The organism is Corynebacterium sp. c24Ua_83 (assembly GCF_039907245.1).
Classification (GTDB): Bacteria; Actinomycetota; Actinomycetes; order Mycobacteriales; family Mycobacteriaceae; genus Corynebacterium.
Window position 1 is genome coordinate 247,777 of sequence record NZ_JASBOI010000003.1, and the last position, 25,162, is coordinate 272,938.

Sequence of the window (25,162 nt, forward strand, 5' to 3'; positions counted from 1 at the left end):
TATGGCGCCGCACCCCTCAAAGTCACCCATGGATCGTCCGATCCTTCCGCGCGTGCAGGATCGGATTTCCTTTCTGTACGCCGAGCGATGCGTGGTCAATCGTGACAACAACGCAGTTACCTTCGCAGATGAACGCGGCATCACCCATGTACCTGCGGCAAGTATTGCGGCCCTACTGCTTGGCCCCGGTACGAAGGTGACATATGCGGCGATGGCTCTTCTGGGAGACTCCGGGGTTTCTGTCGTATGGGTTGGAGAAAAGGGCGTGCGCTACTACGCATCCGGCCGTTCGCTATCGAATTCTTCGGCAGCGGCGGAGGCGCAGGCGTCAATAGTAAGCAACCAGCGCCGCAGGCTTTTCTGTGCCAGACAGATGTACGCCATGCGCTTCCCTGGCGAAGATATTTCACGTGCGACAATGGCGCAGCTACGTGGTCGCGAGGGATCCCGGATGAAGAAGGTCTACCTAGCGGAGGCCGAGCGCACGGGAGTGCCATGGAAGAAGCGGATGTATGATCCGCAGAATTTTTCCAGTGGCGACCCGATTAACCGAACCCTGACGGCGGCGAATGCAGCCCTATACGGGGTGGCTCATGCGGTCATCGCGTCGTTGGGGTTCATTCCCTCTTTAGGCGTAATTCACCAAGGCACGGAACGGGCTTTTGTTTACGACATTGCGGATCTGTACAAGGCCGAGATTTCGATTCCAGCGGCGTTTGATGCAGTTGCGGAGAACGAGCTGACCGCCGATGTGAACATTCGGAGGGTGATCCGCGATTATGTGGTGAAGAAGAACCTTATACCGACCATGATTCGGGATCTGATGTTCCTAATGGAGATGAGCTCCGAGGCTCAAAATATTGATGCTGAGCTGGTGTTGTGGTCGGACTTGGAGGTCGTGGCTTCCAAACGCAATTGGTCAGACGATGGGCCAATCAGATGATGGTCTTGGTTGTATCTGCATGTCCTGCGGGTCTTCGCGGTGACCTCACAAGGTGGCTGTTGGAGATTTCTCCAGGTGTGTTCGTAGGGCGCCCCAGTGCCAGGGTGCGCGACCAGGTGTGGGAGCGAACATGCGACCTGGTGAATGATGGCCGAGCGATCATGGTGTTCCAGGCAGCAAACGAGCAGGGCTTTGATTTCAAGACTCACCGGCATAACTGGGTTCCAACTGATTTCGATGGGGTGAACTTGATTACGCGCCCCAACAACCGGGCAGCTTCGACGAGGCGGCGCGGATGGAGTAATGCGCGGAGGAGGTAAAGCGTCGGTGATCGTTCGCTAGTCCGGTAGGCGGTGGGGAAAACAAGCTGAAGTAGAATTGGCCTAACGGCTCAAAGAACCACAGCTCAGAGAGTGTGCTCCCCGCGCCAGCGGGGATGAGCCGCCGAACTCACACGCCTCGCAGAACAAGCGAGAGTGCTCCCCGCGCCAGCGGGGATGAGCCGGAGGAAGAGGATGGCTCGCATCAGGACGATTAGTGCTCCCCGCGCCAGCGGGGATGAGCCGCTCGTGACCCGCCTCGAGCTGGACGTGAATCTGTGCTCCCCGCGCCAGCGGGGATGAGCCGCTAACCTTCTCGCCGGGCAGGCTATCGACCCGGTGCTCCCCGCGCCAGCGGGGATGAGCCGGAGGACGCATCATGAGCCGTCACGATGACACCGTGCTCCCCGCGCCAGCGGGGATGAGCCGCAATCATAGAGTCCGCCAAAGGTCTGCGTCGAGTGCTCCCCGCGCCAGCGGGGATGAGCCGCACGTCTCCACGGTACTCTCACAGGCTGTTTTGTGCTCCCCGCGCCAGCGGGGATGAGCCGACTGATTTGTCTGGTATCCCGTTTAAGACTCCGTGCTCCCCGCGCCAGCGGGGATGAGCCGGAGTGCCCTTCGCAGCGTTAGAATCCCAGTTGGTGCTCCCCGCGCCAGCGGGGATGAGCCGCACGAGCTTCACGTTGGCGAGCGCACTCGATAGTGCTCCCCGCGCCAGCGGGGATGAGCCGCGTGGCCCGTTCTATGCGGACTTCTCCGCCACTGTGCTCCCCGCGCCAGCGGGGATGAGCCGTCGGTCTAGCTGCGCCTGCATCTTTTCGAGCTGTGCTCCCCGCGCCAGCGGGGATGAGCCGGCTCCCGACCAGGCACCCCTGGCAGGCCTTGAGTGCTCCCCGCGCCAGCGGGGATGAGCCGCCAACGCGCTCTAAAACACAGAAAGGAAACAAGTGCTCCCCGCGCCAGCGGGGATGAGCCGAATACGCGCCAATCACCCGCACCCCGTGCCGCGTGCTCCCCGCGCCAGCGGGGATGAGCCGGCGTTAATGTCTACGGAATAGCCCGCGACCTGGTGCTCCCCGCGCCAGCGGGGATGAGCCGCAACGACGCGACCTAGCGGGCGTGATACGAGCGTGCTCCCCGCGCCAGCGGGGATGAGCCCGTGATTATGCACCTCGCCACGCCCAGAAACCGGGTGCTCCCCGCGCCAGCGGGGATGAGCCGGCTGTGCAGCGTCGGTTGGGGCATACGTCGGCGTGCTCCCCGCGCCAGCGGGGATGAGCCGTTTGATAACGGTTCGCACATAGTTCTTACGGAGTGCTCCCCGCGCCAGCGGGGATGAGCCGAACTGTCGCCGGAGTACATCGAGCAGACGGTCGTGCTCCCCGCGCCAGCGGGGATGAGCCGACGAATATAAGGCGCTGCCGGAAGGCAGTGTTGTGCTCCCCGCGCCAGCGGGGATGAGCCGATCACCCCGCTTGAGGAGACCATCAAGGGTCTGTGCTCCCCGCGCCAGCGGGGATGAGCCGAACTACAACAGCAGGCTAAAGCCCTCGCGGAGGTGCTCCCCGCGCCAGCGGGGATGAGCCTGATCGACTGGTTGATCGAGGCTGTACCGCGAAGTGCTCCCCGCGCCAGCGGGGATGAGCCGTTTCTTGGCCGCGCAGTTTTTCGACGAGCGACGTGCTCCCCGCGCCAGCGGGGATGAGCCGGCACGTTCTCTTACCTATCCGTAGGGCGCTACGTGCTCCCCGCGCCAGCGGGGATGAGCCGCCGAGCCTGTGGCAGTTCGGCAGTAACGCGCAGTGCTCCCCGCGCCAGCGGGGATGAGCCGTATTCGCAGGCGTTGCGTCGGTTGTGTTTGGTGTGCTCCCCGCGCCAGCGGGGATGAGCCGTATCACCGCCGCTGGATGGATCGCGCGGTCTAGTGCTCCCCGCGCCAGCGGGGATGAGCCGTTGGAGGAGAAGCGGGTGAAGTCGGAGGCCTCGTGCTCCCCGCGCCAGCGGGGATGAGCCGGAGAAGGCTCTGGCTGAGGCGCGTAAGGCTCTGTGCTCCCCGCGCCAGCGGGGATGAGCCTGATCGCCGCCTCTAGGTTGTTGCTCTCTGGCGGTGCTCCCCGCGCCAGCGGGGATGAGCCTGGCACGCACAAGACAATCAGCTAAAGCGGCCGGTGCTCCCCGCGCCAGCGGGGATGAGCCTGGCACGCACAAGACAATCAGCTAAAGCGGCCGGTGCTCCCCGCGCCAGCGGGGATGAGCCGCGCGGGCCGTTCTACGCGGACTACTCCGCCACGTGCTCCCCGCGCCAGCGGGGATGAGCCTCTGCCCCTTATCGAAATCCACGTTCTGCCACCGTGCTCCCCGCGCCAGCGGGGATGAGCCGCCCGCCGAGTTCGCCCGCGCGTATGCGAATATGTGCTCCCCGCGCCAGCGGGGATGAGCCGAAAAACACTCTGCGGGTAGCACTGATTACCGCGTGCTCCCCGCGCCAGCGGGGATGAGCCGTCCAGGTCCCAGTGGAAGAAGGCTTGTTCCTGGTGCTCCCCGCGCCAGCGGGGATTAGCCTCAGGGAGTGCTATCTTGACGCGATTTCCACGGATCATCAGAACTCACCACTCCCGCAAGGCGGGACAACCTCCAAAATGAAGAAAGCTTTCTATTCAATGCTTAACAGCAAAGAAATTCAATAGAAAGAAACGAAACTAAATTGAAAAGATCGTGGTTACTGATCTTCTGATGCTCTCACATAATCAGGACGATGTTCCTTTAGGAAACTCCGTAAGCATTCGCCTGGGTTACTGCCAGGTGAAAAGAGATCGAGGATCTTATCCAACATGTCAGGCGCGATAAACACACCACCTTCGACCGAGTAGTAGACCGCACTCTCGAGTGCATATTCGAATTCTCCCCCTAAGGCGGGAGTAAAGGCGTGGTCAATCCCTGCAGTGACGAACTGCTCTCCATAACGGGAAAGAAATTCTTCGAATACATCCATCGAGGGATCCGCACGCATCTTACTATCCTCTCCGCTTTACCGCACGGTAGCTAAAAACGTGATTGTAACTAACTTCGGCTACCCGCTACCTCATCTCTAAGAATCCTACGCTAGGGCGCCTCCCACCGAAACCTCTTTCCGCAGGAAAGCTAGCTGCTCCTCAATAATCTCCGAGAACAGAGGCTCCACGTACGGGTCAAAGTGGCCGCCCTCGTGAATGTGAACCATGGCGCGCCGAACCTTCCCAGCTGCTTTGAGGGCGACATTTGTTGGAGTGGCGGCGTCATTAGACATCATCTGGAAAAGCGCCAGACAGGAAGCATTCCAGTCAGACGGCGAACAGAGCACCCCTTCCTACATGCCCTTTCCCGTATTCTTGTGGGGCCAGCGGGGCTCGAACCCGCGACCAGCGGATTATGAGTCCGCGGCTCTAACCGACTGAGCTATAGCCCCCAGCAAAGCCAAGCCACTCCAACTGAGCGGCTTGCTCACAAAAGATTCAACCACACCGCCCGGCGCGGGCACTCATATACCCCGCTTTCGATACATCGAATCCCTTCCGCACCCCTATCTATCCCCCAGAAATGTTCCCTTGAGCAGCCGATTTGTCTGTTTGCACCGTTGGCATATAGAGTATGATCTCGTTGCACAGGGCAAGGGAATTAACCCCCGAGCTCACACAACTTAATCCCCTATAGCTCAGTTGGCAGAGCATTCGACTGTTAATCGAAAGGTCACTGGTTCGAGCCCAGTTGGGGGAGCCACTTACTAGCCCCGATCGGCTGCACTACGCAGGCGGTCGGGGTTTGTCGCGTTGACGCGGCAACGCTCCCCTCAGAGCACACTACACAATCGAACAAGTGATCGATTTCCTGCCGTCTTGTCCAGACCTCGCTTTACACTCACGTCTGTTCTCAACCACCACAAATCTTCACCAAGCGAGCTCAGAAGGGTAAGGTAATGAACCATGACGACCACGAACCCCAGCAAACGCCGGGCGTTCCTGACGGGAGTGGGCAGCATCCTCGATCTACAGGGCGCCGCGACGTACCGCCGCATGCAAAGCCTAATGCCACCTCCAGCGCCGAAGACTTCACTCAACGCAGCATTGGTACGAGCATCAGCTCTGAGCAGCTCCGAAACGACCCCGTTCTCCTAGCCCAGGTAACCGCCTACCTAGAAGAAAACCATCTGCACGTTCCGCTACTCATGCCGGACATTGACAAGATGAGCGAACTGCGAAGTGAAACACCTGAGCTGTACTCCGCATATGTGGAGGCTATACGCTCACAGACTCGTGCCGACGAGCTCACTCGCACCGCCCCGTACATCGAGCCTGCCAAAGCTGCGAAAAGAGGCCAGATTTTCGGCCTCACCGCAGTAATCGCAGTCCTAGTCCTTTGTGGCTACTTAGCCTTTTTGGGATACGTAATCAGCGCAAGCATTATTGCTGGATTTGATTTGGTCGCATTGGCGAGCGTATTTGCCAACGGGCGTCGAATAGAAGACTCCTAACCTCAACTACCCCGCCCGCGGAAACAAAATGCCTCCCCGCCGCATCTATTACTACGACCGGGCTTTGTGTCTGCGCCTCCCACACAGGCGCCGCGCACGTCGCCCGCAAGTACCCAACACGCACCCAGCAACGAGTACCAGGACTTTAGTTAGATGCCTTCCTCCGACAGCATGCCTCAGAGAGACTCCCACGCAGGCCCTCAGAAAGACGCCCTCCAAGACCCCATCAACGGCCGCCTCGCGCTAATCTTCATCGGCGCCATCGTCCTGGTCGGCATCCTCGTCGCTGCGATTTGGTACGTTGCCAACAACAAGGACTACGGTCGCGGAATCAACCCACAGCCCGCCGCAGCCTCCACGCACCAGCACCCAGCCAGTACTTCGACTACGCCGCCGGCCACGGAGCCAGCCAACGCACCCGCGAAGGTATCCAACGCCCCACAAAGCGAGCTCAACCAATACTCCACGTCCGAAAGCGAGGCCACCGGCAGCACCGCCATGGAATCCACTGAGAGCACGGCCATCGCGCAGCCAACCGACGCTCCCAAAACCCAGCGGCAAGCCAACGATGCCGCCATGACCGCCCTCAAATTCAATCTCTCCGAGAAGGGTCTGCGCGAGAACCTGCAGCTGCAGGGCTACTCCGACAATCAGATCACCACGGCCATCGACAAGCTTGATCCTGACTGGAACCAGCAGGCCCTCAACTGCGCGCGCAAGCTCAACGAAACAGGCTCTCCCCTGCCCGAGGAAGAGCTGCTCGAGATGCTTCAGACTAACTCCGGCTTCACCGAGGAACAGGCGCAGTACGCCATCGACCACCTGTAGCCGATCACTAACCTCTTCGCCCCACCACCCTCAATCCTGAGATTTAACCCAGAAAAGGGGTAGCTCCCTTTAAGCGTATAGGTAGTTTTCCAAAGGTTATTTAAGCTATACGAAATGCTAACAGGGTTCTTTAACTCTGCAGCTGGCTACATGCCTACAACCACTGACGCTTAAGGATCAAGAGATGACCGCTCCACAGCCGGCCCCACAAGCCAACCCCTACGGAAACCCGAATAATTGGCCTGCACCCCAACCACCCCAGAAAAAGAAGATGGGCAAGGGCAAAATTGCCCTCATCGTGATCGGCGTGTTGGTTGTTCTCGTCATGATCGCCGCAGCTATGGGCGGCAGCGAAGAAGACAACTCTGCTTCCTCGACTTCCAGCAGTTCAAGCTCTGATTCTCCCGCACCTGAGGTAACGTCCCCTGAGAACGAGCAGGTCGCCGAGGAAATGGATCCCGCTCCAGCCGAAGAACCGAACCCTGCGCCTGCCGAGGAAGAAAAGCCAGAAGAAGATTCCAACGATTCCGGAAATGTAACCCGCGAGCAGCGAAACGCACTACGGTCCGCAAACAATTACCTCGACACGATGGCGTTCTCCGACGAGGGCCTCCGCAAGCAACTGGACTTCGAAGGCTTCCCGCCGGATGCCATCGACTACGCAATGCAGAACATCGAGGTCGATTGGAACGAGCAAGCAGTCAAGAAGGCCCGCGAGTACGACGAGACGGGCCTAGCGATGTCAGACAGCGGCCTGTACGACCAGCTGATCTTTGAGGGCTTCACCCCAGAGCAGGCCCAGTACGGCGTGGACAACATGTAGTCCCCTGCCCCTGCAGGCCCTGCACCCCCTGCCTCCAGCAACCTACCGAACCAGCCGCTTCACGGCCTGGGATACCTCCGCCAGCTTTTCCTCGGCTTCCTCTCCCCCGGCCTCCGCGGCGTGCCGCACGCAGTGGTTCATGTGGTCGTCCAACAACCCCAGCGCCACGCCCTTCAGCGCAGACTGCAGCGCAGTGACCTGCGTGAGGATGTCGATGCAATACTGCTCCTCATCCACCATCCGCTGCAGCCCGCGCACCTGCCCCTCGATCCGCTTCAGCCGCGCCAGGTAGCGCTCCTTATCACTCAAGTACCCGTGCATTATTTGAATCCTTTCAACCGCAGGCTGTTGCTCACCACAAACACGCTGGACAGCGCCATCGCCGCACCGGCCAGCATCGGGTTCAGCAGCCCGAATGCGGCCAGCGGGATCGCCGCCACGTTGTAGGCAAACGCCCAGAACAGGTTCATCTTGATCGTCCGCAGCGTCTTGCGCGCCAGCCGCAGCGCATCCGCCACGGCCAGCAGATCGTCGCGCATCACGGTAATGTCCGCCGCCTCAATCGCCGCGTCCGTGCCGGAACCCATCGCGATGCCCAGGTCCGCGCTCGCCAGCGCCGCCGCGTCGTTCACGCCGTCGCCGACCATCGCCACGTTCTCCAGCGAGCGGATGTGCGCCACCTTGTCCTCCGGCATCACCCCGGCAATCACTTCGTCGATGCCAACCTCGCGCGCCACGGCGTCCGCCACCTGCTGATTATCACCGGTCAGCAGCACGGTCTTTAAGCCCATCTCGTGCATCTTCCGCACCGCTTCGGCACTGGTGGGGCGCACCGTATCGGCCACGCTGATGGTGCCGATCGCCCGCCCATCCGCGCTCACCTTGACTGTGGTTGCCTTATTTGTGGACGCCCCCTCGTCCCCACGGCCAATCCGAATCACCTGGCCCTCGACGGTTCCCTCCACGCCGTGTCCAGGAAGGTTCCTAAAGCCGGAGACCTCCGGCAGGCCGCCGATCTCCTCCCGGCCGGCCTCTGCAATGGCCCGGCCGATGGGGTGCTCCGAGTACGCTTCCACTGCAGCCGCGGCGCACAGAACCTCCTCGCGCGATGCGTCTGTCGGGGCCACGTCGACTACCCGCATGGTGCCCGTCGTCACCGTGCCAGTCTTATCCATCACAACGGTGGTGATGGCATGCGCGCCCTCTAGAACCTCGGGTCCGCGAATCAGAATGCCCTGCTCGGCCCCGCGGCCCGTGCCAACCAGCAGGGCTGTGGGCGTCGCTAAACCAAGAGCGCAGGGGCACGCGATAATCAGCACCGCGACCGCATTGCTAAAGCCCGCGAACAGCAGCGTAATCAGCGCAATCACAATGACGACCGGAACGAAAATGCCGGAGACCTTATCGGCCAGGCGCTGCACGTCGGCCTTGCCCGACTGGGCCTCGTCGATCAGCTTCGCCATCTGCGCGAGCTTCGTCTGCTCGCCCACGTGAGTGGCCTCCACGACCAGGCGGCCGGAGGTGTTGATGGTGGCACCCGTGACCTCGTCGCCGGGGCCAACGTCGACGGGCACGGACTCGCCGGTGAGCATGGACTGATCGATGGCGGACGTGCCGTCCAGGATGCGGCCATCCGTGGCGATCTTCTCGCCAGGGCGGGCCAGGAAGCGGTCGCCGATCTGCAGTTGCTCGATAGGGAGCAACGTTTCCCCGCCATCCCGCAGCACGGTGACCTGCTTGGCGCCCATATCCGTCAGCGCGCGGATGGCATCCCCCGCGCGCTGCTTGGAGCGCTTCTCGAAGTACCGTCCCGCCAGCACGAACGTCACCACGCCCGCGGCAACCTCAAAGTAGATGTCCCCCATCGGGTCGCCCGCGTGGTTCAGGATGGACCAGCCGTGGCGCATGCCCGGCTCGCCCGCATGGCCGAAGAACAGCGCATACAGCGACCACAGGAAGGCCGCCGAGGTGCCGACGGTGATGAGGGTATCCATCGTCGCCGCGCCGTGCTTCAGGTTCACCCACGTGGCCTTGTGGAAAGGCCAACCCGCCCACAGGATCACCGGGGTGGCCAGGGCGAAGCTGACCCATTGCCAGTAGTCGAACTGCAGCGGCGGGATCATCGCCAGCAGGATCACCGGAGTGGCCAGCACGACGGCGACCACCAGGCGGCGCTTCAGGCCGCGCAGCTCCTTGGCGGCTGGGTCGTCGCCGGCGGGCTTCTCCGGCTTAGGCACGCTGCCGCCGTAGCCGAGCTTCTCCACGATGGCGATGTAGGAATCCGCGTCGGCGGCCGCCCCCTCCCCCGTTTCGATGTGCGCCTTTTCCGTGGCGTAGTTGACGGTGGCGGTCACGCCCTCCTGCTTGTTCAGCTTCTTTTCAATGCGGTTCGCGCAGGAGGCGCAGGTCATGCCCGTGATGTCGAGATCTATTATAGCCATGCCCCCAGTATACCCCTAGGGGGTATCAGTATCCACGTTCGATGTACTCCTCGATGCGCGCAGCCTCGGCACCCACAGTGGTGGTGTCGCCGTGGCCGGGGTACACCTTCAAATCGTGCGGCAGGATAAACACCGTGGACTGCAGGGACTCGATGATCGTCGGGAAGCTCGAGTACTTCCGCCCCGTAGCGCCCGGGCCACCGTTGAACAGCGTGTCGCCAGAGAGCAGCGCGTTCTGCCCCGGAACCTCCACCACGATGCAGCCCGGCGAGTGGCCCGGCGTGTGGTACAGGCGCACACCCCAGTCCGCCCAGAACGGATCCTCCACGTCGATCGGGGTAAACGGCGCGTCGCCGTTGGATTCCTCCCACAGCATCCGGTCGTCCTCGTGCAGGTAAACCTTGACTCCCCACTTCTCAGCAAGCTCCGGCGCCAGCTCGCAGTGGTCGTTGTGCGCGTGGGTCAGCAGGATGGCCTCCACGGTGCGGTCCCCCACGTGGTCGATCACCGCCTGCGCGTCGTGCGCCGGGTCCACCACGATGCACTTGCCACCGCTAACCAGCAGGTAGACGTTGTTGTCCACATCCCACTCGCCGCCATCCAGGCGGAACTTGCCGGAGGTCTCGAACTGCTCGATCTGCGGGTTTTCCAACTTCTGCTCGCTCATGCTTCCTCTTCTATCTCTCGGGCTTCAATCTCTGGCCTACAAATCTCACGGGTCTATGCCCCGGCCTACCTACTTAAACTCCACCACGGAGCGCAGAACCTCGCCCTGCTTCATCTTCTCGAACGCCTCTTCCACGCCATCGATGCCGATGCGCTCGTCCACGAAGCGATCCAGCGGGAATCGGCCCTCCTGGTACAGGTCCACATACATCGGGAAGTCGCGCTCCGGCAGGCAGTCGCCGTACCAGGAGGACTTCAGCGCACCGCCGTGACTGAAAACGTCCAGGAATGGCAGCTCCAGGGTCATGTCCGGGGTCGGCACGCCCACCAGCACCACACGGCCAGCCAGGTCGCGCACGTAGAAAGCCTGCTTGTACGTCTGCGGCAGACCCACGGCGTCCACCGCCACGTCCACGCCGAACCCACCGTTGATCTCCTGAACCTTCTCCACCAGCTCGTCATCCGAAAGCCCCGAGCTATTGATCGTGTGGGTAGCGCCGAATTCTTCCTTGGCGCGGGCAAGCTTGGCGTCAGAAATATCGATAGCAATGATCTTCGTCGCACCCGCAACGGCCGCACCTGCGATCGCGGCCATGCCCACGCCACCTACACCGATGACGGCGATGGACTCGCCGCGCTTGACCTCACCGGTGTTCACTGCGGCGCCGAGACCGGCCATGACGCCACATCCCAGCAAACCCGCGACCGCAGGGTCGGCCTCGGAGTTCACCTTGGTGCACTGGCCTTCGTGGACCAGCGTCTTTTCAGCGAAAGCGCCAATGCCCAGGGCGGCCTCCAGCTCCGTGCCGTCGGTAAGGGTCATCTTCTTCGAGGCATTGTGAGTATCGAAGCAGTACTTCGGCTCGCCCTTCTTGCAGGCGCGGCACTGGCCGCACACGGCGCGCCAGTTCAGCACCACATAGTCGCCGACCTCCACGTGGGTCACGCGGTCGCCGACCTGCTCGACCACGCCAGCGGCCTCGTGGCCCAGCAGGAACGGGTAATCGTCCGTGATGTCGCCATCGCGGTAGGCCAGGTCGGTGTGGCACACGCCGCAGGCCTGGATACGGACGATCACGTCGTTATCGCCCGGATCGGGGATCACAATGTCGGTCAGCTCAACGGGGTCGTTCTTCGCTCGGGAAATTACAGCCTTCACAGTGGTAGTCATGTCACCCACTGTACGGGCGGTTCGGAAAGGCGGCAGCCAGCGTGCACCAGTCAGCGCCGGGCACAGCGCCCTGTTCGGCGCCATCGGGGGCTTCGCGTAGGATTGGGGCACTAACGGCACTAATACAGCAACCAAGGCAAGAAAACCAAGGAGCCACCATGATTCAGCTCGTCGTCGGAGCCGCCGCGGGTTACCTGATGGGCACAAAGGCCGGCCGTCGTCGCTATGAGCAGATCCGCCGCGGCTACCAGTCCGCAGTGAACTCGGACATCACCAAGGCCGTTGTGCGTTCCGGCCGTAAGGCTCTGGCCAACCGCCTGGATCCGGAGCCGCGCATGCACGAGGTGCGCGACCTGAACCGTTCCACCCGGAACTCTCTGGGCGAGGGCCAGACCATCGTGGAGGCCGACGACCATCACCCGAACGACCAGATCGACCGGCCGAAGAATCCCTTCAAGAAGAAGCGCTAGCGCGTAAAGTCGCCGAAGTCCGAGGCCCGCTCGTGCAGCGAGCGGCGGTACTTCTCCAGCGCAATCACATCCGCAAACAGCGCGTTGTATTCCTCTTTCTGCAGGTCGGGGCGCATGCGCTGCATCCGGGATTTCATGTCCGCAATCTCGCTGCCCACCCAACGCTCCTGCATCCGCGCCATAATCGCATCCGCGTAGTACGGCAGCCTCTCCGGCAAGCAATGCAAATCCTCCACCGCCAGCTCGGAGACCACCGCCGCCCCCATCGGGTCCTTCATCTGCGCCGCGATCTTCTCGATCCATCCGGCCCCGCCGTTGCTGTTCGCCGCCCCACCTAATGACGCCACAGCCTCAGCCATCGCCACGTATGTCGGATGCACAAAGCTCTCCGGGGGCATGAGGTCGAAGATGGTGGAGGCCAGCTGCGGTTCCTGCAAAGCCAGCTTCATGACCTCGCGGGGGCCTTCCAGGTAGTCGTCGTCCGGGTTCGGGCGCTCCATGCCCTTCACCACGTGCAGGTTCGGGCCGCCCCCGCTTCCAGCACCAGCGCCGCCCGCGCCAGCCGAGCCCGCACCGGCCCCAGGGCCGCCAGCGCCAGCAGGACCAGCGCCGGTCTTCAACTCCAGCTTCGGCCGCTGCCCGCCGGACTTCCGCGCCTCCTTGCGCACCTGATCCAGCACGTCGTTCGGGTTATCCCAGCCGACCCAGCCCGCGGCCTGGCGGGCGTACTCGTCCCGCAGCGCGTCGTCCTTAATCCCCGCCAGCACCGGAACGATGCGCCGCAGCGCGTGCACGCGCCCGTCGATGCTGGCTGTGTCGTAGTCCGCGATGAGGGTGCGGATCACGAACTCGAACATCGGAATGCGGGAGGCCACGAGCTCGCGCACGGCCGCGTCACCGCGCTTAATGCGCACGTCACACGGATCCTGCCCGCCCGGCGCGACCGTCACATAGCTGCGCCCAGAGAACTGCTGGTCGCCCTCGAAGGCACGCAAAGCAGCCTTCTGGCCGGCCTCGTCGCCATCAAAGGTGTAGATGATCTCGCCACGGAAGAACTGGTCGTCCAGCATGAACCTCCGCAGCGCGGACAGGTGCTCCGCGCCGAAGGCCGTGCCACACGCGGCCACCGCGGTATCCACGCCGGCGGCGTGCATGGCCATCACGTCCGTGTAGCCCTCCACCACCACGGCCTGGTGCTTGGCCACGATGTTCCGCTTCGCCTGGTCAATGCCGAACAGCACCTTCGACTTCTTGTACAGCATCGTCTCCGGCGTATTCAGGTACTTGCCCAGCTTGTCGTCGTCGAAGAGCTTGCGGGCGCCGAAGCCGATCACGTCTCCGCTGACGGAACGGATCGGCCACAGAAGGCGGCGGTGGAACCGATCGATCGGACCGCGCTTACCCATGCGGCCCAGGCCTGCCGCCTCGATCTCCTTGAACGTAAAGCCCTTCTGCTGCAAGTGCTTGGTCAGCCGATCCCATCCGGCCGGTGCATACCCGCAGCCGAACTGCTCGGCGTGTTCCATGGTGAAACCGCGCTCGATCAGGAAGTTGCGAGCAACGTCCGCGCCCTCGGCGTCACCAAGAAATTCCTTACGGTAGAACTCAAAGGCCGCCTTGTTCGCGGCGACCAACCTGCGCCGCGTGCCGGGCTCCTCCCGGTTGCCAGGCCGGCCGCCCTCGTAGTTGATGCGGTAGCCGATGCGCTCGGCGCAGGCCTCCACGGCCTCGGGGAAGGACATGTGTTCCATCAGCATGAGGAACTTGAAAACGTCACCGCCCTGGTCCGTGGAAAAGCAGTGGAAGTAGCCGTGGTTCGGGCGGACGTGGAACGAGGGAGTCTTTTCGTCCTTAAAGGGGCTAAGGCCCTTCATGGAATCGACGCCACCCGGTTTGAGCTGCACATACTCCCCCACTACCTCTTCGATGGGGGTTTGCTCTCGAATTGCTTCGATGTCCCGCTCCGGAATCCTGCCCTTAGCCATAGCCACATGCTAGTACAACCCCCAGACGTCCCCCGGAAGTCCCAGATCGGCGACCGTCACAACCTATACAACCTATTTTCTACAAACAACACACCGCGACAGAACCGGGCGCTAACGTGTTCAAAATAGGATCTACGTCACACTGCAATAACACGAAGGACCACTCCCATGACTGACTCGCAGGCTAATTCGCAAGCCGCCCCGCAGGCTGAATCGCAGGCCACCGGCAACTCCTCCACCCACTACGACGTGCTGATCATCGGCTCTGGCTTCGGCGGCTCCACCACCGCCCTGCGCCTGGTGGAGAAGGGTTACAAGGTCGGCATCCTCGAAGCCGGCCGCCGTTTCAAGGACGAAGAGTTCGCCAAGAACTCCTGGCACCTCAAGGACTTCCTGTGGATGCCGCAGATCGGCCTGTATGGCATCCAACGCATCCACCTGCTCAAGGACGTGATGATCCTCGCTGGCGCGGGCGTGGGCGGCGGCTCGCTGAACTACGCGAACACGCTTTACCAGCCCGGCGAGGCATACTTCAACGACAAGCAGTGGAACACCATTACCGACTGGGAGGACGAGCTGACCCCCTACTACCAGCAGGCGCAGAAGATGCTCGGCGTGGTGGAGAACCCCACCATGACCCCCGCCGACGTGTACTCCAAGAAGGTTGCCGAGGAGATGGGCGTGGGCGACACGTTCCGCATGGCGCCCGTCGGAGTGTTCTTCGGAGAAAAGGTCGGGCTGGAAGGTAAGCCGTGTGAAACTGTGAAGGATCCATACTTCGGTGGTGTTGGCCCCGACCGCACCGCCTGCCACGAGTGCGGCGAGTGCATGACCGGCTGCCGCCACGGCGCGAAGAACACCCTGCTGAAGAACTACCTGTACCTGGCTGAGAAGGGCGGGGCGAAGGTACACGACCGCACCACCGTCACCGACATCACCTTCGACGGCACCACCTGGACGGTACAGGCGCAACAGACTGGACCGATCACCAAACGCAACCCGCAGACCAGCAGCTTCACCGCCGATAACCTCGTCGTCGCCGCAGGCACCTGGGGCACCCAGAACCTGCTGCACCGCCAGAAGGCCAACGGCAACCTGCCGAAGCTGTCAGACAAGCTGGGGCACCTTACCCGCACGAACTCCGAGGCGCTGCTGGGCGCGAACCGTTCGGACTACTCCCCCGACATGGATTTCTCCGAGGGCGTGGCCATCACCTCCTCCTACTTCCCCGCCCCGGATACGCACATCGAGCCGGTGCGCTACGGCAAGGGCTCCAACGCGATGGGCCTGCTGCAGACCCTCATGACAGACGGCGATAAGCTGCAGCCCCGTTTCCTGGAGTTCATCAAGCAAGTCTTCCTGCAGTACAAGGCCATCCCGCGCCTGGTGAACCTGAGCAAGTGGTCGCAGCGCACCGTCATCAACCTGGTGATGCAGACCCGCGATAACTCGCTGCGCACCTTCCTCCGCAAGGTCGGCCCGTTCAACATGCTGAGCTCCGAGCAGGGTACCGGCGAGCCAAACCCCTCCTGGATCCCCGAAGGCAACACGGCCACCCGCATCCTGGCGAAATTTCTGCCGAAGGGAATCGCAGGTGGCGTGTGGTCGGAGGTCTTCAACATCCCGCTGACCGCGCATTTCCTGGGCGGCTGCGTTATCGGCTCCTCGCCTGAGCACGGCGTGGTGGACCCTTACCACCGCGCATGGGGCTACCCGAGCTTGTTCATCACCGACGGTTCCGCCATCACCGCGAACCCGGGCGTGAACCCCTCCCTGTCCATCACCGCGAATGCCGAGCGTGCTGCCGCCATGTGGCCGAACAAGGGCGAGGCCGACCCGCGCCCGCCGCAGTCCGAGGGCTACCGCCGCATTAACCCAGTGCAGCCGAACAACCCGATCGTTCCGGACGACGCCCCGGCCGCCCTCCGCCTGCCACTGCGCGTGCTCTAGACTCTTCCCTATGTCTCAGGGAAGTTCGCAGGGCCGCTCGCAGAGCCCCTCGCAGGGCCTAGTGCCGAAGAAGTGGGCAAAGTACGCCACGCCGATCGTCGGCGCGGCAGTCGTCGCAGCCGGTTGGTTCGGCCTGCAAGGCGACGATGGAGCCGACGGAAATGACGGCAACGGCGGTGCGGCTTCCGGTGTTTCTAGCAATGACGCCGACATCTGCGCCGTTGACACCCTCCCGCCGGAGGCCAAGAAGCAGATCGACGACATTTTGCAGGGCGCTCCGCCGGACGACGGAGACGCCGACGGCAAGCACTTCGGCAACTACGAAGGCCTGCTGCCGAAGGAAAAGGGCAGCTACTACCGCGAATACACCGTAAAAACCCCGGGGCTTAACCACCGGGGTGAGCGCCGGATCGTCGTCGGCGGCGGCACTGAAACCGACCCGGACGTGTGGTATTACACGTCCGACCACTTCGAGAGCTTCTGCTCTATCCCAGACGCGGAGGATTAACCGGGGGCTCTCGCTAGTTCGCGCCGCCCTGCTCGCAGCTAGGCCCAGGCGGCGCTGATTCCGCTGGCGCGCTTGTCCAGCCGCTCCAACCGGGATTCCGTCAGCGAGGCCACCTGGTCGATGACTACGCGGCGTGCCTCACGGTCGGAGGCTGCGGCGTCAAACCACGAAGAAAACATTGGGTCCAGCGCGCCCGAGCCGCCGCGCCAGAGGTAGTCCGTGACGCGAAAGATGCGCTCGCGCTGACGCTGCTGGTTGGCCAGATGTTGGGCCTCGTCCATGACATACAGGACCGCAACGGACTTCAGCAGTGTGACCTCCGCCTGCACCGGCTCGGGGATCACCAGGTCGGCGGCGTAGCGGCCCAGCGCCCCCTCGCCGAACTGCTGGCGGGTGCCCGTGACGGCGGCGGTGACGAAGCGGGAAACCAACTCCGAGGTCATTGCCTTTAGCGCGGCGAGATCTTGCATCGAGCCGCGGAAATCCGCCGCCCGGGAGATCAAGGTCATCGCGCGCAGGCGGTCGGCAGCCTCCAGCAGCTCCTCCGGGGTGCCGCCGAAAACGCGGGCGCCCTTCTCCGCCAAGGCAGCCAGCTCCACCAAGTCCCACAGCACGCCGAAGTCGATGCGCCCGGAAAGAATGCCATCCTCCACGTCGTGCACCGAGTACGCGACGTCATCGGACCAGTCCATGATCTGCGCCTCCAGGCACTTCCGCCCCTCCGGCGCGCCCTCGCGGATCCACTTGAGAGTCTCCACGTCCTCGGCGTAGGCGGAGTACTTTGCGCGCTTGTTACCGTGCTCGTCGACCGGCCCCCACGGGTATTTGCAGGCTGCATCCAGGCTGGCGCGAGTGAGGTTCAGGCCGTAGGAGACGGGCGCGGCGCCTGCATTAGTGCCCGCACCGACGGCGCCGTCCCCCAGCACCTTCGGCTCCAGCCGGGCGAGAATGCGCAGCGTCTGCGCGTTGCCCTCGAAGCCGCCACAATCGGCGGCGGCTTCATCCAGCGCGCGCTCGCCGTTGTGCCCATAAGGCGGGTGGCCAATGTCGTGGCTCAGGCCTGCCAGCTCCGTCAGATCCGGGTCCGCGCCCAATGTTTTGCCGATCCCGCGGGCGATCTGCGCGACCTCCAGCGAGTGCGTCAGGCGGGTACGCGGCGTATCTCCCGACCCCGGCCCCACGACCTGCGTCTTATCCGCCAGCCGCCGCAGCGCCGCGGAGTGCAGCACGCGCGCCCGGTCGCGGTCGAAGCTATCGCGCCCGTCCACCACCGCCCCGGGCAGCCCCAGGGTCTTCGGCCGATCCGGCAGCCGCCGCTGCTGGTCGTGATCGCTATAGGGGTAACGCATGTCCTCTTTCCACTTCTCTACCGGCGCTTCTCTACTACCTCGTAGTACAGCATGCCCAACGTCTCGTGCAGGATCGAGTTGGCCTGCGACTTTCGGGTAAACACCGACGGCCCCTGGCGCGTGGGGCTCGCCCACGCATCCAATCCCTGATCGCGCACCATCCGGGTAGCTCGCAGCGAGTGCTCCGGATCCGTCACCACCACAGAAGTCCGCCAACCGTTTTCTCTCGCCACCTGCGCGAACGCCTCGGCGGACTTCAGCGTATCCGCGCCTTCTTCTACCGGCACCACCGCCGATTCCGGAATGTCGAAGTTCTCCACCAGGTAGTTCTTGCCCGCGGCCGCCTCGGTGTACAGGTCGCCCTCCGCCTTGCCGCCCACGGTGACGATCGTCGGCGCCACGCCCTGCTTGTACAGCTCCGCTGCGTGGTTCAGCCGCGAAGCAAACCAGTTCGTCGGATTGCCCGCGTACTGCGCCGCCCCCAACACAAAGATCGTGTCCGCCGGCCGCCTATCGTCCGACCGTGCGAAGTGCCACACCTGGAAAGCCGTCACTCCAAACACACCCGCCGCCACCAAGACGATGGTTAACAGCGCGATGAAGACATACTTCACCGCGCGCCTCACCGGATGTCGTGCATTAGCCATGCGCAAAACCATACGCGGTTTCCCCTGTATTTTTCGTTAAGGTGGGCTGTATGAAACCGACTTTTTCCACCACTCGCTTCCTGGCAATCCTAGCCGCCGGCGCCGTACTCGGATTTGGCTCTTTTCTTATTGACGCCCCCTCGGCCCCAGCCGCCACCGCCACCAGCGAGGTACAGCTGACCTCCCAGCTCGTTGACGAGTCCGGGGTGTTGTCTGAACAGGAAAAAGCGGACATTACGGCGTCATTAAAAGAAGCAACCAAAGAATCCGGCAAGAAGCTCTACATCGTCTTCGTCCCGACCGCACCAGGCGACATTACGACCATGGCCGAGCAGCTGCGGGAACAGGACGGCACCGACAACGTGATCGTGCTGGCAGTGGCCACCGAAACGCGGCAGATTGGCTACGCCGCCGGGGACAAGGTAAAGACGAGCGAGGCGGAGAAGCTGCAGGACGCGGCGCAAGACCACTTCGCCGACGACGACTGGGCCGGGGGCGCACAGGCGGCGGCGGACAAGCTGGCGGGCAAGACCTCCACGGCGTCGAAGGTGTGGATGGGCGCCGGAGCCGTCGGAGTGGTCGGCGCGGGGGCCGGTGCCGTTGTGTGGTCCCGCCGCAATAGGAAGAAGACGCACGCGCAGCAGCTGGAGACCGCCCGCGAAATCGACCCGGGCAACATCGACGACCTGTACGAGCAGCCTACTGAGGTGCTGCGCGAGCTGGCGGATGAGGAACTGCACAGTACCGATGAATCCATCCGTAAGGGCGACGAAGAGCTGGCCGTCGCGCGCGGAGAGTTCGGCGAGGAACGCACCCGCGACCTGGCTAAGGCGCTGCAGCACAGCCGCTCGACGCTGAACAAGGCTTATAGCATGAACGAGCGGCTACGCTCCGGGCTGGTGACAACCGAACCGGAGCAGCGCGACCTACTGATCGAGATCGTATCTACCTGCGGACAGGCAGACGACAACCTGGACGGGCAGGCCGCGCGCTTTGCCGAGCTGCGCCAGAAGCTGATGGATGCGCCCCAGCTGGTGGAGAAGCTCCGCCAGACCAGCATCAGCCTGCACAACCGCATTCCGAATGCGCGGGAGATCCTCAGCGACGCCATCACGCGCGTGGACCCGGCGCTGCTGGAATCCGTGCGCCACAACCCGGACGTGGCCGAGGACGAGCTGGCGGAGGCTGAGAAGGCGCTGGACTCCGCTCGTGGGCTGCTGGACAAGCCGGCCGGGCAGCAGGGCGGGCTGATCGACGCACTTGGTGCCGCGCGCATGGCACTCCAGCAGGCGGATTCGCAGCTGCTGGCCGTGGAGCGTGCGGAAGAGCATCTGCGGTCGGCACAATCCAACTTGCCTGCGCTGATCACCGAAGTGGAAGAGGAAATTTCGGAGGCCGGGCAGCTGGATAAGTCCGGCGCAGACCTGGACCGTGCGGCTTTGTACAAGGCCGTGGAGCAGGCCCGCGAGGCGCTGAAGAAGGCACGGGAGGAAGGTTCTTCGGATCCACTGGGTAGCTACTCCCAGCTGCTGGAGGCCGACGGTGTTCTGGATATTCAGCTGGACGAGGCGCGTGGCAAGGCCAGCGACTTTGCCCGCACCGTGGACATGGTGGACCGGACGGCCATGGATGCCGCCCAGCGGTTGGAGGCCGTGGAGGACCTGATCAGGAACCGCCGGCGGATCATCGGCGTGGATACGCGCACGGCGGCGCAGGCGGCGCGGGCTGCGTTGGATGAGACTGCGCAGCTGCGGACGGAGGATCCGAAGCGAGCGCTGCGGGCGGCCCAGCGAGCTAGCCAGCTGGCGCAGCAGGCCACTTCGCAGGCGCGCAAGGACATTGATGACTTCAACCGACGCAACAGCGGCTACGGCGGGTTCGGCGGTAGCGGCGGCAGCGGCAACTTTGTGACGGGCATGGTGCTGGGTTCGCTGCTGAGCGGCAACGGTGGCTTTGGTGGCGGCTTCGGCGGCGGCTTTGGTGGGGGCTTCGGCGGCGGCTTTGGTGGGGGCTTCGGCGGTGGAGGCGGGGGCTTCGGCGGCAGCGGCTCCTCCAGCTTCTAGCTACTGCTGACTACTAGCTAGCTCCAACTTCTAGCTAGGGCCGGGCCGATCGGCTGGCTGGGGCTCCTCCAGCTTCCAGCCGGGGCTTTTGTGCCCTCGGATTCCGCTAAATGTCGTTAAAGTGGGAATCCGTTGCTGGCACCCATTTCCACATATGTAAAACCGCAGGTCAGCGAGTTGCTGAAAAATTATAAGCCGGATTCAATTTTACAGATTCCCACTTTAACGACATTTACGCCTAGCACCACCCTTCAGATCCACCAGGACAGAGGATCCAAACCTCGGATCGACTCGAGCAGGCGCCCCCACATTCTGGCGCCCCCACATTCTCCGGGCAGCAAAAACGCCCGCCCAGAGGGGCGAGCGCCTTAAGTCAGCAATGCCGGGTCAGCCATCCGGGCCTGCAGTAACGCGCCAGCCAGTCGGGACGGGCCAGCAACTTCAGCCAGGCCGAGCCGAGTCAGCCAGCCGGGCTAAGCCAGCGGCAAGCAGTTTGCTTTAGAAGATCACGCGCAGGATAGCGACCGTACCACTGGAGATGATCGCGGCGGCCGGGAGGGTGATAACCCAAGCCAGGGCGATGGGTTTCATCAGACCCCAGTTTGCATCCTTGTTAACCAGGCCAACGCCCAGAACAGCACCGATCAGAATGTGGGTGGAGGAAACCGGCAGACCCAGTACGGACGCTCCCATAACCACGGCAGCTGCGGACAGCTCTGCAGCGAAGCCAGAGGCCGGGTGCATCTTGGTCAGGCCGGAGCCAACGGTGCGGATAACGAAGCGGCCAATGAACCACAGGCCAGCAATCAAGGCAACACCCATGGCAACCATGACCGGCAGGGCCACGGCGGATTCCTCAGAGATGGAGTTCGTCTTCAACACATCCAGCACTGCAACGAACGGTCCAAGCGCGTTAGCGATGTCGTTGGAGCCGTGGCTGAATGCGAAGGCGGATGCCGTGAACACCTGCAGCCAGCTGAACAGCAGGAAGGTCGAACGGCTCAGAGCCTGCTTCTTCAGAGTGCGGGAGAAGATGTAGACAGCCATCCAGACGACAGCTGCAATCATGCCCATGATCAGGAAGTTGCCCAGGCTGGACAGCTCCAGGTTCAAGTTCTTCAGACCCTTGAACAACATCATCGCGGAGATGATGATGGAACCACCAGCAGCCAGCAGCGGCACCCAGGTATCCAGGGCGTGGTGCGCCTCAACCTCGTCGATGGACCTATTGATGCGGTGCAGCTTCTTGTAGTAGTCGGACTCCAGGTCCTCCTCGGTATAGCCGTGCTCGCGCATCGTGGTCGAGTCACGGATCATCGAATCGGTCAGAGCCAGCTGCTCTTCCTCGCTGAGCTTGCCGAAGGCGATCTTGTGCTGAATGTTCAGCTCCTTCTTTTCCTTCTTGATCTCTTCGAGGCGCTGATCCGCCTGCTCGTTGTAGACCAGAATGCCGCGCTTAATCGAGCCATACAGAAGGTAGGCAACTACTCCGCCCAAAGCCGGGGACAGAACCCAGGAGATGGCGATCATGCCAACTTCGCTCCACTGGACCATAGACCAGCCACCGCTGCCGGTAATGAAGCCAACGGTCAGAGCCGCACCGACGATACCGCCAACAATGGAGTGGGTGGTGGACACCGGCCAACCCATGCGGGTCGCCAACAGCAGCCACACAGCCGCACCCAGCAGGGAGGCCATCATGATGTAGGCGAAGTCCATCGGGTCGAGGTGGTCAATAGCGCCCAGGTCAACAATGCCGGAACGTACCGTATCCGTAACCTCACCACCGGCCAGCACAGCACCGGAGACCTCGAAGATGGCGGCCACGACCAGGGCCTGCTTCATGCTCAGCGTGCCCGCACCCACGGAAGTACCGAAGGAGTTCGCGACGTCATTACCACCGATGTTGAACGCCATGAACACGGCGAAGATGATGGTGGTCAGCAGCACGATCAAGCTGGCGTCGTCGCCAACGTAGTCGTGCGCCCACAGGCTGAAGGTCACCAGGGTGATGGCCATAAGGCCACCGAAGAACAGGTGCCACCAGGTATTATTCTCGTTCTCGGGCACTGGGGTGATGCCCGTGGCCGACAATGGCGCGGCCGTTTCGGTTGTCGTCGACAAGATTCCTCCAAAACATCAAGATGTCAGACAGAAACACCTTGTCCGATGGAGGTAAAAAGAACGGGCTTTAATAATAAACAAGAGGTTAACGAGGGTTGAACTCTTGCTACCTATTTAGTTTGGTCAAACCCTCGACAGACGGTTTCGACCGATCCAAACCCAGCTACCTACCAACCCCAATCCGGCGTTTTAGATAAACCCAATCCAGTAGAGCACCACGATCGGGATGCACAGCAGCAGCGCGATGGTGATCGCCCACGAAGAGCTGATCATCCGCGTCTCCATGCACAGCCGCGCCGCCCAGGAAATGAACACGCGCACGTCGATCGGCAGCTTCTCCCCCGCGCCTTCGAACTCGACGTGCAGGTTCCGCAGGCCGCGGTTCTCGCTGGTGAACTGCCCCACCTTCTCGCCGTCGATGTCCAGCACGAAGTTCTTCTTGGTCTCCGCGATGATCGTCACGTGGTGCCGGTCGGCCTGTACCTCGTAACGGTCCGACTTGCCGAAGCTCTTGCCGTTGCCGGTCACCGTCCAGGTGCCCGTCTGGGTCGTCGCCGAGGCAGTGCAGCCATTCTTTGTGACGCCACCGCCGCGCGACTCACCGTCAGCGGCATCGTCGGCAGCCGAGGCGCCACTACTGGCGTTGGTGCCGTCGGGGCCGTGCAGCTGCCACGTGTCGCCGCCGAAGCGGATGTTGGTGACGCCGCGCTCGTCGGCGAACTCCGCCACCTTCACAAGGTCATTGCTGGGACCTTCGTAGATGGGGAACGTGTGCCCGTCACTCGGCAGGCCCCAGCGAATGTCACTCGACATACTTAGCAGCCCGCCAGTCGCTCAGCGAAGTAGCTCTGCAGATCCTCGATCTTGATGCGCTCCTGCTCCATCGTGTCGCGCTCGCGCACAGTCACGGCGTTGTCCTCGAGGGTGTCGAAGTCGACGGTGACGCAGAACGGCGTGCCGATCTCATCCTGGCGACGGTAGCGGCGGCCGATAGCGCCGGAGGTGTCGTAGTCCACGTTCCAGAAGCCGCGCAGCTGGTCGGCGATCTTCTCCGCGGTCGGCGTCAGCGTCTCCTTCTTGGACAGCGGCAGAACTGCGATCTTGACCGGAGACAGACGGCGGTCCAGCTTCAGCACCGTGCGGGTGTCCGTGCCACCCTTCGCATTCGGTACTTCTTCTTCCGTGTAGGCGTCAACAAGGAAGGCCATCATCGCACGACCAAGACCGGCGGCGGGCTCGATGGTGTACGGGATCCAACGCTCGTCCGCAGCCTGGTCGTAGTAGCTGAGGTCCTCGCCCGAGCCCTCGGAGTGAACGCGCAGGTCGTAGTCGGTGCGGTTGGCCACGCCCTCGAGCTCGCCCCATTTGGAGCCGTTGAAGTGGAAGGCGTACTCCACGTCCACGGTGCGCTTGGAGTAGTGGGACAGCTTCTCCTTCGGGTGCTCGTAAAGGCGCAGGTTATCGGGGTTAATACCCAGGTCGATGTACCACTGGTGGCGATCATCGATCCAGTACTGGTGCCACTCTTCGTCCTCGCCCGGCTTGACGAAGAACTCCATCTCCATCTGCTCGAACTCGCGGGTGCGGAAGATGAAGTTACCCGGGGTGATCTCGTTGCGGAAGGACTTACCAACCTGCGCGATACCGAACGGCGGCTTCTGGCGGGAGGTAGTCATCACGTTCTTGAAGTTCGTGAAGATACCCTGCGCGGTCTCCGGGCGCAGGTAGTGCAGACCCTCCTTGTCATCCACCGGACCCAGGAAGGTCTTCAGCAGACCGGAGAAAGCCTTCGGCTCGGTCCAGGCGCCCGGCTGGCCGGTCTCCGGATCGTTGATGTCGGCCAGGCCGTTTGCCGGCGGGTGGCCGTGCTTCTCCTCGTAAGCCTCCAGCAGGTGGTCGGCACGGTAACGCTTGTGAGTGTGCAGGGACTCAACCAGCGGATCCGTGAACACCTCAACGTGGCCGGAGACCTCCCAGACACGCTTCGGCAGGATCACGGAGGAATCCAGGCCGACGACGTCGCGGCGGGAAGTAACCATGTGGCGCCACCACTGGCGCTTGATGTTCTCCTTCAGCTCCACACCCAGCGGGCCGTAATCCCAGGCAGAGCGGGTGCCACCGTAGATCTCGCCGCAGGGATACACCAGCCCCCTGCGCTTGGCTAGGTTGACGACGGAATCAATGGTGCTTGCCATGGTTGGCGTGTCTCCTTGGTCGAGGTGTTCGTGCAAGAAATGCAGGTTTCGCTTTCCAGCTATTGTGCCCAACATTCTAACCCGTTCAAGGTGAAAGCCCACTGTCGGGGTGGGGCGCCTGGCATGTCGCTGCGATCACCGCTGCGGGCGGCCGAAGGGGCGTCATTAA

21 protein-coding genes, 2 tRNA genes and 1 CRISPR repeat array are annotated in these 25,162 nt (G+C 62.8%); of the genes, 10 read left to right on the forward strand and 13 right to left on the reverse strand.

From position 1 onward, the window contains the following. The first annotated feature begins 1 nt into the window (after position 1). Together cas1e and cas2e are read left to right on the forward strand one after the other, a co-directional pair. A complete protein-coding gene (cas1e, locus tag QKE30_RS04205; protein WP_011273274.1) occupies positions 2-943 on the forward strand; it encodes a type I-E CRISPR-associated endonuclease Cas1e in 942 nt (313 codons plus the stop codon). Continuing rightward, entirely contained in the window at positions 940-1,263 is a 324-nt protein-coding gene (gene cas2e, locus QKE30_RS04210) for a type I-E CRISPR-associated endoribonuclease Cas2e (RefSeq protein WP_077536150.1), read from the forward strand. The genes cas1e and cas2e overlap by 4 nt, the downstream gene beginning before the upstream one ends. 95 nt (positions 1,264-1,358) lie before the next feature. After that, a CRISPR array of direct repeats spans positions 1,359-3,829; the repeat unit is 29 nt; unit sequence GTGCTCCCCGCGCCAGCGGGGATGAGCCG. Between the two features lie 156 nt (positions 3,830-3,985). On the opposite strand, the gene QKE30_RS04215 is transcribed toward cas2e, so the two are convergent. From QKE30_RS04215 to QKE30_RS04225, 3 genes are all read right to left on the reverse strand, one after another. Continuing rightward, positions 3,986-4,276, reverse strand: coding sequence for a hypothetical protein (locus QKE30_RS04215; RefSeq protein WP_347934175.1), 291 nt, complete (start codon positions 4,274-4,276; stop codon positions 3,986-3,988). An 87-nt stretch (positions 4,277-4,363) separates the two neighbouring features. Continuing rightward, a complete protein-coding gene (locus tag QKE30_RS04220; RefSeq protein ID WP_272945018.1) occupies positions 4,364-4,486 on the reverse strand; it encodes a hypothetical protein in 123 nt (40 codons plus the stop codon). 151 nt (positions 4,487-4,637) lie between these two features. After that, positions 4,638-4,711: transfer RNA gene (locus QKE30_RS04225), tRNA-Ile, on the reverse strand. A 235-nt stretch (positions 4,712-4,946) separates the two neighbouring features. Between QKE30_RS04225 and QKE30_RS04230 the strand changes: the two genes are divergently transcribed. From QKE30_RS04230 to QKE30_RS04245, 4 genes are all read left to right on the forward strand, one after another. After that, a tRNA-Asn gene (locus tag QKE30_RS04230) sits at positions 4,947-5,022 on the forward strand. A gap of 196 nt (positions 5,023-5,218) precedes the next feature. Next, entirely contained in the window at positions 5,219-5,773 is a 555-nt protein-coding gene (locus tag QKE30_RS04235) for a hypothetical protein (protein ID WP_347934176.1), read from the forward strand. Between the two features lie 153 nt (positions 5,774-5,926). Beyond that, on the forward strand, positions 5,927-6,601 hold the full coding sequence (locus QKE30_RS04240) for an Ltp family lipoprotein (protein ID WP_347934177.1): 675 nt from the start codon (positions 5,927-5,929) through the stop codon (positions 6,599-6,601). 184 nt (positions 6,602-6,785) lie between these two features. Next, positions 6,786-7,424, forward strand: a complete 639-nt coding sequence (locus QKE30_RS04245; RefSeq protein WP_347934178.1) for an Ltp family lipoprotein — start codon at positions 6,786-6,788, stop codon at positions 7,422-7,424. Between the two features lie 42 nt (positions 7,425-7,466). On the opposite strand, the gene QKE30_RS04250 is transcribed toward QKE30_RS04245, so the two are convergent. The 4 genes from QKE30_RS04250 to QKE30_RS04265 form a co-directional block, all read right to left on the reverse strand. Then, the gene (locus QKE30_RS04250) at positions 7,467-7,745 is read right to left on the reverse strand and encodes a metal-sensitive transcriptional regulator (protein ID WP_005296245.1); all 279 of its coding nucleotides are present in this window, start codon (positions 7,743-7,745) and stop codon (positions 7,467-7,469) included. Continuing rightward, positions 7,745-9,865: a heavy metal translocating P-type ATPase gene (locus QKE30_RS04255; RefSeq protein WP_347934179.1), complete on the reverse strand. Its 2,121-nt coding sequence runs from the start codon at positions 9,863-9,865 to the stop codon at positions 7,745-7,747. Before QKE30_RS04255 ends, QKE30_RS04250 begins: the two co-directional genes overlap by 1 nt. 25 nt (positions 9,866-9,890) lie before the next feature. Next, positions 9,891-10,532 carry an MBL fold metallo-hydrolase gene (locus QKE30_RS04260; RefSeq protein WP_347934180.1) on the reverse strand — a complete coding sequence of 214 codons (642 nt, stop codon included), beginning with the start codon at positions 10,530-10,532 and terminating at the stop codon, positions 9,891-9,893. Between the two features lie 69 nt (positions 10,533-10,601). Continuing rightward, the gene (locus QKE30_RS04265) at positions 10,602-11,702 is read right to left on the reverse strand and encodes an S-(hydroxymethyl)mycothiol dehydrogenase (RefSeq protein ID WP_347934181.1); all 1,101 of its coding nucleotides are present in this window, start codon (positions 11,700-11,702) and stop codon (positions 10,602-10,604) included. Between the two features lie 158 nt (positions 11,703-11,860). Here QKE30_RS04265 and QKE30_RS04270 point away from each other — a divergent pair, with 158 nt between their 5' ends. Further along, positions 11,861-12,172: a hypothetical protein gene (locus tag QKE30_RS04270; RefSeq protein ID WP_347934182.1), complete on the forward strand. Its 312-nt coding sequence runs from the start codon at positions 11,861-11,863 to the stop codon at positions 12,170-12,172. Here QKE30_RS04270 and dnaG read toward each other — a convergent pair. Then, positions 12,169-14,157, reverse strand: a complete 1,989-nt coding sequence (gene dnaG, locus QKE30_RS04275; RefSeq protein ID WP_347934183.1) for a DNA primase — start codon at positions 14,155-14,157, stop codon at positions 12,169-12,171. The two genes, QKE30_RS04270 and dnaG, sit on opposite strands and share 4 nt — an antisense overlap. Positions 14,158-14,325: 168 nt before the next feature. Here dnaG and QKE30_RS04280 point away from each other — a divergent pair, with 168 nt between their 5' ends. After that, positions 14,326-16,107 (forward strand): GMC family oxidoreductase, encoded by a 1,782-nt coding sequence (locus QKE30_RS04280; RefSeq protein WP_246816887.1) that lies wholly within the window; start codon positions 14,326-14,328, stop codon positions 16,105-16,107. Positions 16,108-16,117: 10 nt separating this feature from the next. Continuing rightward, positions 16,118-16,615 carry a ribonuclease domain-containing protein gene (locus QKE30_RS04285; RefSeq protein WP_347934184.1) on the forward strand — a complete coding sequence of 166 codons (498 nt, stop codon included), beginning with the start codon at positions 16,118-16,120 and terminating at the stop codon, positions 16,613-16,615. 38 nt (positions 16,616-16,653) lie between these two features. Here QKE30_RS04285 and QKE30_RS04290 read toward each other — a convergent pair whose 3' ends face one another. Together QKE30_RS04290 and QKE30_RS04295 are read right to left on the reverse strand one after the other, a co-directional pair. After that, positions 16,654-17,964: a deoxyguanosinetriphosphate triphosphohydrolase gene (locus QKE30_RS04290; protein ID WP_239201175.1), complete on the reverse strand. Its 1,311-nt coding sequence runs from the start codon at positions 17,962-17,964 to the stop codon at positions 16,654-16,656. A 17-nt stretch (positions 17,965-17,981) separates the two neighbouring features. After that, entirely contained in the window at positions 17,982-18,611 is a 630-nt protein-coding gene (locus tag QKE30_RS04295; RefSeq protein WP_347934185.1) for a YdcF family protein, read from the reverse strand. Between the two features lie 50 nt (positions 18,612-18,661). Between QKE30_RS04295 and QKE30_RS04300 the strand changes: the two genes are divergently transcribed. Beyond that, on the forward strand, positions 18,662-20,674 hold the full coding sequence (locus tag QKE30_RS04300) for a TPM domain-containing protein (RefSeq protein WP_347934186.1): 2,013 nt from the start codon (positions 18,662-18,664) through the stop codon (positions 20,672-20,674). A gap of 498 nt (positions 20,675-21,172) precedes the next feature. Here the strand turns inward: QKE30_RS04300 and QKE30_RS04305 are convergent, their stop codons facing one another. The 3 genes from QKE30_RS04305 to QKE30_RS04315 form a co-directional block, all read right to left on the reverse strand. Next, entirely contained in the window at positions 21,173-22,768 is a 1,596-nt protein-coding gene (locus tag QKE30_RS04305; RefSeq protein WP_239201206.1) for an inorganic phosphate transporter, read from the reverse strand. A gap of 219 nt (positions 22,769-22,987) precedes the next feature. Beyond that, entirely contained in the window at positions 22,988-23,611 is a 624-nt protein-coding gene (locus tag QKE30_RS04310) for a hypothetical protein (protein WP_239201170.1), read from the reverse strand. Between the two features lie 2 nt (positions 23,612-23,613). Continuing rightward, entirely contained in the window at positions 23,614-24,993 is a 1,380-nt protein-coding gene (locus QKE30_RS04315; protein ID WP_239201169.1) for a glycine--tRNA ligase, read from the reverse strand. Positions 24,994-25,162: the final 169 nt, after the last annotated feature.

Bases quoted from the DNA above. Each gene is read 5' to 3' on its own strand.
- QKE30_RS04285 (WP_347934184.1), top strand. From the start codon at position 16,118: ATGTCTCAGGGAAGTTCGCAGGGCCGCTCGCAGAGCCCCTCGCAGGGC.
- cas2e (WP_077536150.1), top strand. From the start codon at position 940: ATGATGGTCTTGGTTGTATCTGCATGTCCTGCGGGTCTTCGCGGTGAC.
- QKE30_RS04260 (WP_347934180.1), bottom strand. From the start codon at position 10,532: ATGAGCGAGCAGAAGTTGGAAAACCCGCAGATCGAGCAGTTCGAGACC.
- QKE30_RS04315 (WP_239201169.1), bottom strand. From the start codon at position 24,993: ATGGCAAGCACCATTGATTCCGTCGTCAACCTAGCCAAGCGCAGGGGG.
- QKE30_RS04235 (WP_347934176.1), top strand. From the start codon at position 5,219: ATGAACCATGACGACCACGAACCCCAGCAAACGCCGGGCGTTCCTGAC.
- QKE30_RS04245 (WP_347934178.1), top strand. From the start codon at position 6,786: ATGACCGCTCCACAGCCGGCCCCACAAGCCAACCCCTACGGAAACCCG.
- QKE30_RS04310 (WP_239201170.1), bottom strand. From the start codon at position 23,611: ATGTCGAGTGACATTCGCTGGGGCCTGCCGAGTGACGGGCACACGTTC.
- QKE30_RS04270 (WP_347934182.1), top strand. From the start codon at position 11,861: ATGATTCAGCTCGTCGTCGGAGCCGCCGCGGGTTACCTGATGGGCACA.
- QKE30_RS04290 (WP_239201175.1), bottom strand. From the start codon at position 17,964: ATGCGTTACCCCTATAGCGATCACGACCAGCAGCGGCGGCTGCCGGAT.
- QKE30_RS04220 (WP_272945018.1), bottom strand. From the start codon at position 4,486: ATGGTTCACATTCACGAGGGCGGCCACTTTGACCCGTACGTGGAGCCT.
- QKE30_RS04240 (WP_347934177.1), top strand. From the start codon at position 5,927: ATGCCTTCCTCCGACAGCATGCCTCAGAGAGACTCCCACGCAGGCCCT.
- QKE30_RS04265 (WP_347934181.1), bottom strand. From the start codon at position 11,702: ATGACTACCACTGTGAAGGCTGTAATTTCCCGAGCGAAGAACGACCCC.
- QKE30_RS04250 (WP_005296245.1), bottom strand. From the start codon at position 7,745: ATGCACGGGTACTTGAGTGATAAGGAGCGCTACCTGGCGCGGCTGAAG.
- QKE30_RS04215 (WP_347934175.1), bottom strand. From the start codon at position 4,276: ATGCGTGCGGATCCCTCGATGGATGTATTCGAAGAATTTCTTTCCCGT.
- cas1e (WP_011273274.1), top strand. From the start codon at position 2: ATGGCGCCGCACCCCTCAAAGTCACCCATGGATCGTCCGATCCTTCCG.
- QKE30_RS04280 (WP_246816887.1), top strand. From the start codon at position 14,326: ATGACTGACTCGCAGGCTAATTCGCAAGCCGCCCCGCAGGCTGAATCG.
- QKE30_RS04295 (WP_347934185.1), bottom strand. From the start codon at position 18,611: ATGGCTAATGCACGACATCCGGTGAGGCGCGCGGTGAAGTATGTCTTC.
- QKE30_RS04255 (WP_347934179.1), bottom strand. From the start codon at position 9,865: ATGGCTATAATAGATCTCGACATCACGGGCATGACCTGCGCCTCCTGC.
- QKE30_RS04300 (WP_347934186.1), top strand. From the start codon at position 18,662: ATGAAACCGACTTTTTCCACCACTCGCTTCCTGGCAATCCTAGCCGCC.
- dnaG (WP_347934183.1), bottom strand. From the start codon at position 14,157: ATGGCTAAGGGCAGGATTCCGGAGCGGGACATCGAAGCAATTCGAGAG.